The organism is Pseudomonas sp. AL10, from assembly GCF_029960685.1.
In the GTDB taxonomy this organism is placed as follows: Bacteria; Pseudomonadota; Gammaproteobacteria; order Pseudomonadales; family Pseudomonadaceae; genus Aquipseudomonas; species Aquipseudomonas lactis.
In genome coordinates this window covers 94,280-108,988 of record NZ_JASBQZ010000016.1, presented here as the reverse complement: position 1 = coordinate 108,988, position 14,709 = coordinate 94,280, and the positions used below count along the sequence as shown (strand labels likewise).

General features: G+C 61.2%; 4 protein-coding genes. 3 read left to right on the top strand and 1 reads right to left on the bottom strand.

The annotated features are described in order from the left end of the window. Positions 1–128 precede the first annotated feature (128 nt). Positions 129–7,301, top strand: coding sequence for an NEL-type E3 ubiquitin ligase domain-containing protein (locus QK296_RS16670; protein ID WP_282391115.1), 7,173 nt, complete (start codon positions 129–131; stop codon positions 7,299–7,301). A gap of 122 nt (positions 7,302–7,423) precedes the next feature. Here QK296_RS16670 and metH read toward each other — a convergent pair whose 3' ends face one another. Continuing rightward, entirely contained in the window at positions 7,424–11,134 is a 3,711-nt protein-coding gene (gene metH, locus QK296_RS16665; RefSeq protein WP_057709853.1) for a methionine synthase, read from the bottom strand. Positions 11,135–11,300: 166 nt separating this feature from the next. On the opposite strand from metH, the gene QK296_RS16660 reads away from it, so the two are divergent. Further along, positions 11,301–13,592, top strand: coding sequence for a fatty acid cis/trans isomerase (locus QK296_RS16660; RefSeq protein WP_057709854.1), 2,292 nt, complete (start codon positions 11,301–11,303; stop codon positions 13,590–13,592). An 82-nt stretch (positions 13,593–13,674) separates the two neighbouring features. Next, positions 13,675–14,700, top strand: coding sequence for an acyltransferase (locus QK296_RS16655; protein ID WP_282391120.1), 1,026 nt, complete (start codon positions 13,675–13,677; stop codon positions 14,698–14,700). Positions 14,701–14,709 lie beyond the last annotated feature (9 nt).

Genomic DNA, 14,709 nt, shown 5'->3' with positions numbered 1-14,709 from the left:
ATTCCGTCACGTTGCGGACGGTATAGGGATACCGCCGCTACTGCGTGGCCCCGCGCGCGCGACATATGCACCTCTTGAGGTGACGGCCCGCGTGATGTGCTGACACTCCATTTCAAAGGAGTGACACGATGGCTGATGCAACCCAACCTTCTTCGCCTGCTGCGACGCAGAGCCTGCATGGCGATTTCCTCGAACACGCCAGCCCTCGGTGGCTGATCGACGCCCTGCCTGCGCGCAGGCAAGCGCTCAAGGACGCCTCCACATCGCCGCCCACCTGGCTTGAGAAAGCCTCACCTGCGCAACGCGAGGCGGTGGCGGCCAGCTTTCTGGAAAGCTTCAGTGCACAGACGCAGTTGGACAAAACCATGGCCAGCTTCCAGGACGTCAACGACTTCGCCAGGCCCTTGTTGCTCAAGGCACTGAAGGATCAGTACCAAGTAGAGGTCGACGTCGATAAAACCTTGCTATGCCTGCGCCGGCCGCTGGCGATTGGGGTTCTCCAGACAGAAATCTCGGACTTCCAGTTCCTGAAACTGTCGATGCTGGATGCGGCCTTGCACAATTTCGAGGCCGATGAGTGCAAGGAAGGGGCTTACCACAAGACTTCGGGGTTCGTGGAAGCAACCGACACCCCCGGCACCTACCATTCAGTCACGGTCAACCTTAAAGTCAGCCAGTTCCTGAGCCTGTGCCGGAGCCTGGATATCGGCGTCAAGTACCAAGCTTATCTGCAGACGTTTTTTTACCCTGAGGAGGGGCAGGCGCAAGCGACCTTGCGCGAGCATTTTATCGCCAGCCAGAAGGCTGCATTGAAGGCCGCCGCCGAGCAGGCCGTGTTGACCGGGGATATCCTGCCCGCCGACCAGCGCATGATCCTGTCGGTGATCGAGGGTGAAATTCATCCGTGGATGGGCAACAAACAAGTGTGGTTCAGGACCCTGGGCCTGATGAAGCTCAGAATGACCGGCTGCATGGTGTTTTTGATCTGTAAAAAATACACCTACCCCAATGAGCTTATCATCTACATTCCCCAGGACCCGGTGCACCCGCTCAAGCGCTACACTTGGGCGCAGATGGAAGCGCAATTCAAGCGTCTGTTCACCGAGCGCGATGCGGCTAAACCTGCTGATGCGACACCGACGCCGTACCAGGCGTTTTTCAGCCGGTTCGTACCCTATGAAAAAAGAGCGTATTACTTCAGTCAGTTCACCCAGAAAGCCGCCGATTCGCCCACTGACATCTGGCGCTCGCCCTGGAAAAAACTCCTGGACTTCACCACCCCGCACTTCATCACCGGCATCAAGGAGTTGCCGCCCGAGAAGCCAGCCAAACTGGAACCCAACAACGACCCGTATCTTTCACCTTCCACACGTACCCGGGCCGGCAAGGGCATCTGGGCGGCGAACATCGACCCCTGGAAGTACTTTTATGAGCAACATCGCGAGCAGTTGATCACCGACGCCCGCGCCCACGCAGTGCCTGCTGCCGATGTGGATGCCAAGGCGCGTGAGGCCAAGCTTGCGCACCTGCTGGAGATCGGCATGCTCGGGCTGAACATGGCCTCGATGTTCGTGCCGGTGCTGGGCGAGGTAATGATGACTGTGATGGCTGGACAGTTGCTGTATGAGACGCTGGAAGGCGCGGTTGAATGGGGCGAAGGTGACCTGCAAGCGGCCAAGGCACACCTGATCGACGTCGCCGAGAACCTTGCGCAGATCGCGGTGATGGCCGGCGTGGGCGCAGGAGTCAGCCGCTGGCGGGCGGCCAAGGCGCAGCCTGTGATCGAAGCATTGAATGAAGTGAAGCTGCCCGATGGTCGAACCCGGCTGTGGAGGGCCAGCCTGGAGCGCTATGCCAGCCCGGTGACGCTTGAGCCCACGCTGAGCCCCAATGACCTGGGCCAGTATACGAAAGAGGGCAAGACTTATATCCGCCTGGGCGCCCAGGCTTACGAGCAGTCATTCGACACGTCGTTGCAACAATGGCGGATCAAGCACCCAACCGATCCCCAGGCTTACCAGCCGCTCCTTGAGCACAACGGCCACGGTGCCTGGCAGCACACCTTGGAGCGGCCGCTGGAGTGGGACCGCCTGACGCTGTTGCGGCGAATAGGGCATGCAACCGAGGCTTTCACCGACCAGGCGTTGCTCACGTTGGCCGATGTCAGCGGCGTCAGCGACAACACCCTGCGCAAGATGCACGTTGAGCGTACGCCCGCGCCTCCTGAGCTGCTGGAGGCAATGCGTTTGTTCAACACGGACACCGCCGCCGCCGCGGTGATCGAACAACTGGAAGGCGCCAAACCCATTGATGAGTTGTACCTGTATGCGTTGCCGCTGATTGTGGAAATGCCTCGCTGGCCACAAGGGCGGGCGCTGGAAATCATCGACGGCCCAGCACTGACGGCTAAACCGGTCAGGTACGGCGTGGGGCGTTCGCGTACAGGTGCGACCATCAAGGTCAGCCGCCAGCATATCCTGGGCGGCGAGCTACCCGAGCGTATTCTGGAGGCCCTGGATGAGTCCGAACGTGTGCAATTGCTTGGCGCCGAGGCTGCGCGGGTTCGCGAGGCGCGCAAGCATGAGTTCAACAAGCAGCTTGCCGACCACGCGCGCCAACGCAAGCCCGCGATTTTCGACAGTATCTATGCCGGTACCGAAGCGGTGGACCCGCGTGTCCGCCGGCTGCAGCGCAACTGCCCGGGGCTCAGTGACTCGGCGGCGCAAGCTGTGCTCGAGCACGCCAATGCCGACGAGCTGGCATCCTTCGAGACCGCACCGCGTGTGCCCTTGAACATGTTGGAGGAGGCCCGCTGGTATGCCCGCCAAGGGCGCCTGGTACGTGCCTATGCCGGGCTGCGCCGTGAGGCCATCGCCACGGCGGACAGTCGCCGGCTGGCGCTCAATACCCTTGAGACGTTGCCGGGCTGGCCGTCGACGTTACGCCTGGAGGTACGTGACGGCCGTATCGACGGCGCATTGCTCGACAGTATCGGCCCGCAGGCGGCGAGCGCAAAAAAGTACCTGGTCAAGCAAGGCCCCGGTTACCAGGCGTTCGATGAACGCGGTGAGGCCCTCAATAGTCTGCCCAGGAATGGCGATAACTTTTTCGCTTCGTTGATGCATGCGCTCCCCGATGATGCGCGCCAGAGCTTGGGGGTGCCGCAGGTAAGCCAGCAGGCGGCGCTGCAGGCGAAAATCATCGCGCAGGCCGACAAGCATCGTCTACAAGCGGGCGTGTGGCTGGAGCCCAAGACGCAGTGGTTCAAGGCGCCTGCGCGGGTCAATGGCGTACTCAAGGGGTATTACGCCAGTGGGCGCATGCCTGACCCGCGCCAGGCGATTATCCGCGAGGTGCGCAAGATCTACCCTGATTTGACGGACGCCCAGGTTGATGACTTTATCCTTGAGCTGCGGCAGGCGGGCAACGATGTCCGGGCGATTGCGAATCGACTCAGGGCGTTGTTTGAAGAAAACCGCCAGATGCAGGCAACTCTGGATGGCTGGATCAGTCGCGCAGCGCCGGCCGACCGCCATTACCACCTTTTGGCCGCCCAGGCCCTCAAGCGCAGTTGGCGCCAGGCTGTGCTGGCCGGCAAGGTGCCCGGCGCGCAGGTATTGTCGCTGAACCTGGATACGCCGCTGCCGCCCCTGACCGCGAACTTTTCCCATGTGCGCGAGTTGAACGTCAGCGGTGCCGCCTTGCATGACGGCAATATCGACGAGTTTCTGCGCTATTTTCCCAAGCTTGAAAGCCTGTCCATCGAAGCCACCCAGGGCCTGCGCGCAGAGCGCGTGCCACGTCCCTTGCTGACCAACTTGCCGGTCTCGCTGGCGCGCCTGGAGGGGCTCAAGCACCTGAGGCTGACGTTGAGGACATCTGAGCTGGCGGAGCAATTTCCCGCCAGGCTGGCAACATTGACCGGCCTTGAGCGCTTGGAGGTCGGCTACTTTGGCTATCAGAGCGCGCGCCTCGACAGCCTTGACCTTACTCCGCTGCAGCAGCTCAAAACGTTGAGAGTCGTTGCGCCCAATGTGACGTTGCAATGGCCAGCCTATGTACATCAACTGGCGCAGCTGGAGCGCCTGGACCTGGCACAAACCAGAGTGCTCAAGCTCCCAGACAGCCTTTACACCGGGTATGAACGGCTGTGGCGAGGGCTGTCGCTGGACTGGTCGCAACTGAGCTATGAAGCGTTCAAACCGGCCTACGAACACGTCAAGAATTACGCGGGGAGCTCTGGTCCGCACCTCATGAATCTGGATGAAATGGTCAAAGGTTTCGCCCAGGGAGAACTGGCGTTGCTGATGGGCGAAAAGACGGTCGCCGAGCGAGTGACCGACGCGCTCATGAGCACCTGGAAGACCCCGCAAACACGCATGAATGCGCTCCAGGCGCTGCGCGAAGAACACCTGGGTATCTTCAAACAGTTTTATCAGCCATCAACGCTTCCGGGCATCAGGCATAAGTTTCGTGTAGAGCGCTGGGAGGCGGGGTATAACGCACGCATCTTGACGGCGCTTGAAAAAAGCTGGACCTGGGCCGTGAGTAAGCGCTACGGGGTCAAGCTCGACGAGGAGATCAGCGGGCAGGGCGATACTTTTGATGGTTCGGTGTTCGAACTGCCGGCCTTTGACCTGCCCACCGCTGCCGAATTGAGCAGCGAGAAAATTGACGAGTTGCCCGTGTTGCCTGCCGGTACTTTTTCCCATGTGAAAACCCTCAAGCTGAGCTGGCTGGAGGATGTGCCCGCCGACCAGCTCAAAGGTTTCGTCCGTGCGTTTGGTGGCGTAGAGCAACTGGAAGTGCGTTACAGCTACCTCAGCGACGTGCCTGTCGCCGCCGACGTGCTGCCGTCCCTGACCCACCTGAACCTGTCCGATAACCTTATCGTGGTGACCCCTGCGGTGCAGGCTCAATTTGATGGGATGAAGAATCTGCAAGTGTTGAACCTGCAGTACAACCCGCTGGGTGGATTGAATGTCAGTGCGATGACGAAGCTGACGGCCTTGAATCTGCGCGATACGCGGTTGCAGGCCTGGCCGACTGGCGCCGAAAACCTTGCGCAGTTAGCCTGCCTGGATATGCGTGACAACGCGTTGACGAGCCTTGCCCCCAGCGCCCTCAGCCACCCGGATATGCTGTTGCGCACCGAACTGGCGGGTAACCCGTTGAGCGCTGAAGGCGAGGCGGCATTGAATAGGGCGCGCAACCGCATCGAGCGGGAGAGGGGGCTGCCTCAGGGCGCCTTGAGCCGTTTTGCGCTGGCACAAGAGCCCTGGACATTTCCGCCGACGGAGACGGCCGCGTCGTTATCACGGTATTTACTGTTCTGGCGGCAGATGCCTGAAAACCCTGAGGAGACTGCCAGTTTCGTCGTGCGTTTGCGGCGCGTAAATGCCGGGCTGAACGATGAGCAAGGGGCGGCAAGGATCGAGCAGTTGCGCCAAGCCGGCATGAGCGACACGCAACTCGATACGCTGCTCAGTCAATGGCAGCGGACCTTTGAGGTGCTCACGCGAACCTTGAACGGCTGGGTATTCAGCCGAGAAATCCGAGTCGCCGATGGCGACACCATTGCTTTTACCCGTACGCGAGCGGCAGAGTCTATCCGTTTGTCCTGGCAGCAAGGCGTGACGGCGGGGCACACCGGTGAGGCGGGGGACACACTGAGCCTGAAGGGGCTGAAGACCGGCGATCTGCCCGCGCTCAACATGGCCTTCGAGCATGTCCGCACACTCGATTTAACCGGTGTCAGGCTGACGGCCCAAGGCAGTAACGAGTTTCTGGGCGCTTTCACGCGGGCAAACCGTTTGATACTCAGCGCTAACCAACTATCAGTACTGCCCGATGCGGTCGCAGGCATGGCGCAACTTGAACGGCTGGAACTGGCCACCAACCTGTTCACGCAGGCACCCACGCTGCCAACTCAGGTGGGCGCCGAGCGCCTGCGCTGGCTGGACATGAGCCACAACGACCTGGAGACGTTCGATGCCAGCGCGTTCAGCCGCCTTGAAACGCTGGACCTGAGCTACAACAGCCTTTCAACATGGCCCGAGGGGGTATTGGCCGCCTCACACCTGACCCACTTGGACCTGAGTGGCAATGTGTTAGCCAACTTGCCGCCCAGCCTGCTCAGTGGCGCCCATGATGCGTTGGTAGCAGGCACTGACTTGTCGGGTAACCACACTCTGACGCCGGCCGCGCGCGAGGCCCTGTACCGTTACGCCGACAGGCACCAATTGACTGAATTGATGGGGTTGCCAAGGGCAGAACTTGACCGTTGGCACCGGCGCTTCGAGGCAGGTGCCGACACGGATTCAGACGCCAGTTCCGATACCGATTCGAGCTCCGACTCAGACCCGGACGGTGATGGGGGGGCTGGCGTCGAGCCTGTGGAGGCGTTGCCCGAGCCGCAGCTCGCTGTTGCCCCGGCGTCGCTGGAGCCCTGGCTGGAGGGTTCCAACCCTAGGCAGATCGCGCAGCGCACGGCGCTGTGGGAGCAACTGGCACAAGCCCCTGGCCACGACCGGTTTTTCTGGTTGATGTCGAGCCTGCGCCTGACCTCGGAGTTCAACTTCAACCGCGCCGGTCTCAGGCAGCGGGTGTGGGACGTGATCGAGGTGGCCACCACGAATGCGGAGTTACGCAGCCTGTTGTTCGTCGAGGCCGAAACCCACGGCACCTGTATCGACGGGCGTATCCTCACCTTCAGTCAGATGGAGGTACGTGTATTCGAACACCGCGCCTTGCACGGCATCCCGTTGCAAAGGCCCGATCTTCGAGGGCGAGCGCTGCTGGATTTATCGCGGCAGTTGTTCCGGCTCAACCGGGTCGATCAATTGGCCGAAGCGTCGGCCACGGGCCTGGACCGGGCCGAGGAGCGCTTGAGGTATCGCATAGGCTTGACCCATGGCTGGCCCGACGGTTTAGAACTGCCGGGGCAACCGGAGTACATGGCGTTTGGTCGCCCGATCGAGGGCACCCGGCGCGCGCAGATCCAGGCCAGCATCATCGTCCAGGAAGACTCCGATGAGTTCATCGAGTACCTGGTCGCCCAGGATCATTGGGCTCGGTACCTGCAAGAGCGCTATCCCGAACAATTCGATGCGCTGAACAAGGAGCTTGCGCAGAAGTATGAAGCGCTGGAGGACGAGCACGCCGAGCGTGCCGATGCCCAGAGCCTGCGCCGCTACGAAGAAGCGCTGAATCGCCTGGAAGTGGAGCGGGCGACCGCGCGTAACCTGAAGTTGATGCAACTGTCGCGCATGGAGATACAACGCCTGGCCAGTATCCGCTGAGAACTAATGTGGGAGCGGGCTTGCTCGCGAAAGCAGAGTGTCAGTCACTGATAAGTTGACTGAAGCACCGCATTCGCGAGCAAGCCCGCTCCCACATTTTGACCGAGTTCGGCCTCGCTCTGTCAGTTGTCGTAACCCAGGTTCGGCGCCAGCCAGCGTTCGGTCACGGCCAGATCCTGGCCTTTGCGCGCGGTGTAGCTGGCCACCTGGTCCTTGTCGACCTTGCCCACGGCAAAGTACTGCGCCTGCGGGTGGGCAAAGTACCAGCCACTGACCGCCGCCGCCGGGAACATCGCGTAGTGCTCGGTGAGGAACACCCCGCTGCGCCCGGCCTGCATTTCGCGGGCCTCGGGGTCGAGCAGTTGGAACAACTGCGCCTTCTCGGTGTGGTCCGGGCACGCCGGGTAGCCGGGGGCAGGGCGGATGCCGCTGTATTGCTCCTTGATCAGCGCCTCGTTGTCCAGTTGCTCATCCTTGGCGTAGCCCCAGTGTTCTTTACGCACCTGCTGGTGCAGCCATTCGGCGCAGGCTTCGGCCAGGCGGTCGGCGAGGGCCTTGACCATGATCGAGTTGTAATCGTCGCCAGCATCCTGGTACGCCTTGGCGACTTCCTCGGCACCGATGCCGGCGGTGGTGATAAAGCCACCGATGTAGTCGGTTACGCCGCTGTCTTTGGGCGCAACGAAGTCAGCCAGGGAGAAGTTCGGCTTGCCGTCGGTCTTGATGATCTGCTGGCGCAGGTGATGCAACCGGGCAATCGGCTGGCCGTCGTCGCCGTAGACTTCGAGGTCATCGTCCTGCACCTGGTTGGTCGGCCAGAAACCGAACACGGCGCGGGCGCTGATGAGTTTTTCGTCGATCAGCTTCTTGAGCATGGCCCGGGCGTCGGCGTACAGCGCGGTGGCGGCTTCACCCACCACTTCATCGGTAAGGATGCGCGGGAATTTGCCGGCAAGGTCCCAGGAGATAAAGAACGGTGTCCAGTCGATGTACTCGGCCAACACGTTGAGGTCGATATTGTCCAGCACCTTGGCGCCGGTAAAGGTCGGCACCACTGGCGTGTAGTCGCTCCAGTCAAACTGCGGCTTCTTGGCGATGGCGGCGGCGTAGCTCAAGCGCTCGGTACGTGCGCTGCGGTTGGAGGTGCGCTCACGCACGTCGATGTATTCCAGGCGGGTTTTCTCGACGAAACCGGCCTTCAGCTCCTTGGACAGCAACTGCGTGGCCACGCCCACGGCGCGGGAGGCGTCGGTGACGTAGATCACCGCGTCATTGCTGTACTTGGGCTCGATCTTCACCGCCGTGTGCGCCTTGGAGGTGGTGGCGCCACCGATCATCAAGGGCAGGTGGAAATCCTGGCGCTGCATCTCGCGGGCCACGTGCACCATTTCATCCAGGGACGGCGTGATCAGGCCGGACAGGCCAATGATGTCGCACTTCTGCTCCTTGGCCACTTGCAGGATTTTTTCCGCCGGCACCATCACGCCCAGGTCGACGATGTCATAGCCGTTGCAACCGAGTACCACGCCAACGATGTTCTTGCCGATGTCATGCACGTCGCCCTTGACCGTGGCCATCAGGATCTTGCCCTTGGCTTCGGGCTTGTCGCCTTTTTCCAGCTCGATGAACGGGATCAAGTGCGCCACCGCCTGCTTCATCACGCGGGCGGATTTCACCACCTGGGGCAGGAACATCTTACCGGCGCCAAACAGGTCGCCGACGATGTTCATGCCCGACATCAGCGGGCCTTCGATCACTTCGATCGGGCGCGCAAACGACAGGCGCGATTCCTCGGTGTCTTCAACGATGTGCGTGGTGATGCCCTTGACCAGTGCGTGTTCCAGGCGCTTGTTGACGTCCCAGCCACGCCATTCCTCGGTCTCGGCTTCCTTGACGCTGCCGTCGCCCTTGTACTTGTCGGCAATCGCCAGCAAGGCGTCGGTGCCGTCCGGCGTGCGGTTGAGCACCACGTCTTCCACGGCGTCACGCAGCTCGACGGGGATCTGGTCGTAGATCTCCAACTGGCCGGCGTTGACGATGCCCATGGTCAGGCCCGCGCGGATCGCATGCAGCAGGAACACCGAGTGGATCGCCTCGCGCACCGGGTTGTTGCCACGGAACGAGAACGACACGTTGGACACGCCACCGGAGGTCAGCGCGTAGGGCAGTTCGTCACGGATATAGGCACAGGCGTTGATGAAGTCGACGGCGTAGTTGTTGTGCTCTTCGATACCGGTGGCGACCGCGAAGATGTTCGGGTCGAAGATGATGTCTTCCGGCGGGAAGCCGACTTCATCGACCAGGATGTCGTAGGAGCGTTTACAGATTTCTTTCTTGCGCGCTTCGGTGTCGGCCTGGCCGGCTTCGTCGAAAGCCATCACCACCACCGCGGCGCCGTAGCGCTTGCACAGCTTGGCGTGATGAATGAACTGCTCCACGCCTTCCTTCATGCTGATGGAGTTGACGATGCCCTTGCCCTGGATGCATTTGAGGCCGGCTTCGATCACTTCCCACTTGGAGGAGTCGATCATGATCGGCACGCGGGAGATGTCTGGCTCGCCGGCAATCAGATTAAGGAAGGTCACCATGGCCTTCTTCGAATCCAGCATGCCTTCGTCCATGTTGATGTCGATCACCTGGGCGCCGGCTTCCACCTGCTGCAGGGCAACTTCAAGGGCTTCGGTGTAGTTGTCTTCACGGATCAGGCGGGCGAACTTGGCCGAGCCGGTAATGTTGGTGCGCTCGCCGACGTTGACGAACAACGAACTGCGGTCGATGGTGAACGGCTCCAGGCCCGACAGGCGGCAGGCCTTTGGAATCTCCGGAATCGGGCGTGGCGCATAACCGGCCACGGCCTTGGCGATGGCTTCGATATGCCCTGGCGTGGTGCCGCAGCAACCGCCGACGATGTTCAGGAAGCCGCTTTGGGCGAACTCTTCAATGACTTTGGCGGTTTGCGACGGCAGTTCGTCGTACTCGCCGAACTCGTTGGGCAGGCCCGCGTTGGGGTGCGCCGACACATGGGTGTTGGCCTTGTTCGACAACTCTTCCAGGTAGGGGCGCAGCTCGCTGGCACCCAGGGCGCAGTTCAAGCCGACCGAGATCGGCTTGGCGTGGGCCACGGAGTTCCAGAACGCTTCGGTGGTCTGGCCCGACAGGGTACGGCCGGAGGCGTCGGTGATGGTGCCGGAAATCATGATCGGCAGTTCGATACCCAGGGTTTCGAACACGCCTTGCACGGCGAAGATCGCGGCCTTGGCGTTGAGGGTGTCGAAGATGGTTTCGATCAGGATCAGGTCGGCGCCGCCTTCGATCAGGCCCTGGGTGGCCTCGGTGTAGTTTTCCACCAGTTCATCGAAGGTGACGTTGCGGTAGCCAGGGTTGTTCACGTCTGGCGACAGCGAACAGGTGCGGCTGGTGGGGCCCAGCACGCCGGCCACGAAGCGCGGCTTGGCCGGGTTTTCGTGGGTTTTGGCGTCGGCGATTTTACGTGCCAGGCGCGCGCCTTCCACGTTCAGTTCATACGCCAGCTCTTCCATGCCGTAGTCGGCCATGGAGATGCGCGTGGCGTTGAAGGTGTTGGTTTCCAGAATGTCGGCGCCAGCGTCCAGGTACGCCTTCTCGATGCCGCCAATCACGTCGGGACGGGTGAGCACCAGCAAGTCGTTGTTGCCCTTGACGTCGCTCGGCCAATCGGCGAAGCGTTTGCCACGGTAGTCCTGCTCCTCGAGCTTATAGCTCTGGATCATCGTGCCCATGCCACCGTCCAAGATCAGGATACGTTCCTTGAGGGCGTGGTGAAGGGCTTGCAGACGAACGCTTCGGTCGGACATGGGACTACTCTGGTCAGGCATTTCGGAGGGCGTGAATCATAACAAACCTGCGGGCTTTTGGAGCATGTAGAGGTTTTGCATGAATATCGCTCATGTTGCTGGGGTGCATGGCCCGGTAGAATCACGCCACTTCAAACACCGCACGCCTTGAATCGGGACCGGATACATGTCACTTCGTTTAATCGTCAGCGCCGCCCTGGCCTTGATAGCCAGCAGCGCTCAGGCGGCAGGTCCCGCTTCGGCGATTTCCTACACCCGCGACATCCAACCCATCTTTACTGAAAAATGCGTGGCCTGCCATGCCTGCTATGACTCCGCCTGCCAGCTCAACCTGGGCAGTGCCGAAGGCGCAGCGCGGGGTGCAAGCAAAATGCCGGTGTATGACGGCGAGCGCAGCCAGGCCACGCCCACCACCCGCTTGTTTTATGACGCATTCGGTAAACAGGCGTGGCAGCAGAAGGGCTTCTATTCGGTGCTGGACGCCCAGGGCAGCCAGGCTGCGCTGATGGCGCGCATGCTGGAGCTGGGGCACAACGCGCCGCTGGCGCCCAATGCCAAGCTGCCCGACAACATTGTGCTGGGGCTCAACCGCGAAAACATGTGCGCGACGCCCGGCGAGTTCAATGCCTATGCCGGCGCTCACCCCAAGGAAGGCATGCCGCTGGCGGTTACCGGCCTGACCGACCAGCAATACCAGACGTTGCAACGCTGGCTGGCCTCCGGTGCGCCAATTGATGAGCAAGGCTTGGCACCCAGCGCCAAGGAAGCCCTGCAAGTGCAGCAGTGGGAAAACCTGTTCAACCAGCCGGGCGCCCGGCAAAGCCTGGTGGCGCGCTGGTTGTTCGAGCATTTGTTCCTGGCACATATCTATTTCGAGAACGGCGAGCCGGGGCATTACTTCCAGTGGGTGCGTTCGCGCACGCCCAGTGGCCAGCCGATTGACCTGATCGCCACCCGTCGCCCCAACGACGACCCGGGCACCCAGGTGTATTACCGCCTGTGGCCGGTGCAGGGTGTGATCGTGCATAAAACCCACATCACCTATCCGTTCAGTGCCCAGAAGATGGCGCGGATCAAGGCATTGTTCTACGCCGGCGACTGGCAGGCCACGGCCTTGCCAGGCTACGGCCCTGGCAGCCGTGCCAACCCGTTCGCGACATTCGAAGCGATCCCGGCCAAAGCGCGCTACCAATTCATGCTTGATAACGCCGAGTACTTCGTGCGTACCTTCATTCGCGGGCCGGTGTGCCGTGGCCAGATCGCCACGGATGTGATCCGCGATAACTTCTGGACGCTGTTCCAGGACCCCGACCACGACCTGTACATCACCGATGCGCGCTATCGCGGCCAGGCCACGCCGTTGCTGGCCATGCCGGGGCAAAATGACGACGTGGGCAGCGTGCTGAGCCTGTGGCTGGCGTATCGCGACAAGCGCAACCAGTACGAAGCCTTGCGCCGTGACAACTACGCAGACCTGCCGGCGCCGAGCTGGTCAACGCTGTGGGCGGGCAATGACAACGCCTTGCTGAGCATTTTCCGCCATTTCGACAGCGCCTCGGTGACCAAGGGCCTGATTGGCGAGGTCCCGCAGACGATGTGGCTGTTCGACTATCCACTGCTGGAACGCACCTATTACCAGTTGGCGGTGAATTTCGATGTGTTCGGCAACGTCTCGCACCAGGCCCAGACCCGGCTGTATTTCGACCTGATCCGCAACGGCGCCGAGCAGAACTTCCTGCGCTTGATGCCAGCGGATACCCGCGAAGACTTCATGGACGACTGGTACCAGAACAGCGGCAAGCTCAAGTTGTGGCTGGACTACGAGGCGATTGACGATGACAAGGCCAGTGGGTTGCACCTGAGCGAGAAGGACCCCAAGCGTGACTTCGCCGACCAGTTGCTGACCCGCTACGGCCATTTGAACGCCAGCCCCGACCCGATCAACCGCTGCAGCGGCGCGTTCTGCTCCCGCGACGGCATTGACCCGGCCTTGCAGGATGCCGAGCAAGCCCTGAGCCGCCTGACCTCGCGCCCGGCGGCGGGGCTCAAGGTGATCGAGCAATTGCCCGAAGCCACCATGCTGCGTATCGAAACCGCCAGCGGCAAGCGCGAGGTCTACAGCCTGCTGCGCAACCGTGCCCACAGTAACGTGGCGTTCCTGCTGGGTGAGGCGTATCGCTATCAGCCGGGCCTGGACACGGTGACCATTTACCCTGGCGTGCTCAGCAGCTACCCGAACTTCATGTTCAATATTCCCGCCCGGCAAGTGCCTGAGTTTGTCGCGCAGATGGAGCAGGCCAAGGACGCCAAGAGCTTCGAGAAAATCGTCGACCGCTGGGGTGTGCGCCGCAGTCACCCGCTGTTCTGGCAGTACTTCCACGACTTGTCGCAATACATCCACGAAACCACGCCGGTGGAAGAGGGCGTATTGGACATGAACCGCTATGAGAACCTATAACTACAGCTATTGATCCGGTCATTTCTCCACGCGGGGGCTGAAGCAGTCGGATATCTACCTACGGACTGGAACGGGGATGCCGATGTTGATTTCAGTGCAGTTGCTGCGCGCGTTGGCGGCATGGCTGGTGGTGGGGCACCACGTCATGCAGCTGTTTTTCAACTTTGAGGCCCACAACGCGCTGGAGGACCTGTTAGTGGAAAAAGGCGGCGCTGGCGTGGATGTGTTCTTCGTCATCAGCGGCTTGGTGATTTTCCTCGCAAGTGCCGATAAAGCGCTGACACCTTGGCGCTTTATGCTCATGCGCCTGGCCAGGATTGCTCCGGCTTATTGGTTCTATACGTTGCTGTTGGCCTTGCTGGTGATGGCCATGCCCTCGATGTTTCCAGACGTTCAGCTCGAACTGAGCCATGTACTTTTGTCGATGCTCTTTATCCCCGCGCAGAACCCGGCGGGCTATGGCGTCTATCCACTGCTGGATGTCGGCTGGACGCTGAATTTCGAGATGCTGTTCTACTGTCTGTTTGCTGTTGCGCTGCTGGTGCGTGAAGCCTATCGGCTATGGGTAGTGGCCGTGTTGTTGTACCTGGTGTGTTATGTCATTGGCCCCTTCTTTGACTTGGCCGACGGGTTTTACCGCAATGACATTGTGCTGGAGTTCCTCATGGGCGTGGTGATCGGCATGCTGTACCGCCGTGGCCTGTGTCGGGCCAGGCCGTGGCTGGCGTTGCTGGGTATCGTGGCGGCGCTGGCGGCGATTTATCAGGGCGCGGATGTCCCCCGCGCATTGGAGTGGGGCGTGCCCAGCGCCGTGCTGGTGATCAGTTGTGTGGCGCTGGAGCCGTACTTCCACGGCTCGCGCTTTATAAAAATGCTGGGGGACTGCTCCTACTCGGTATACCTGCTTCATGTACTGGTGTTGTGCGCTGGACGCTGGGCCATCGAGCATCATGGGGTAGGCCCCTACACCATGGTGCCTGTCTGCATCGTCGTCATCGCGCTCGGTGCATTTTTCAGCTACCACGTGTTGGAGAAGGGCACGCATCGCCGGATCAAGCATTGGTTCGGCCTAGATGAGTCGATGCCCTTTTCCAGGCAAAGGCACTAGGACTGCCGC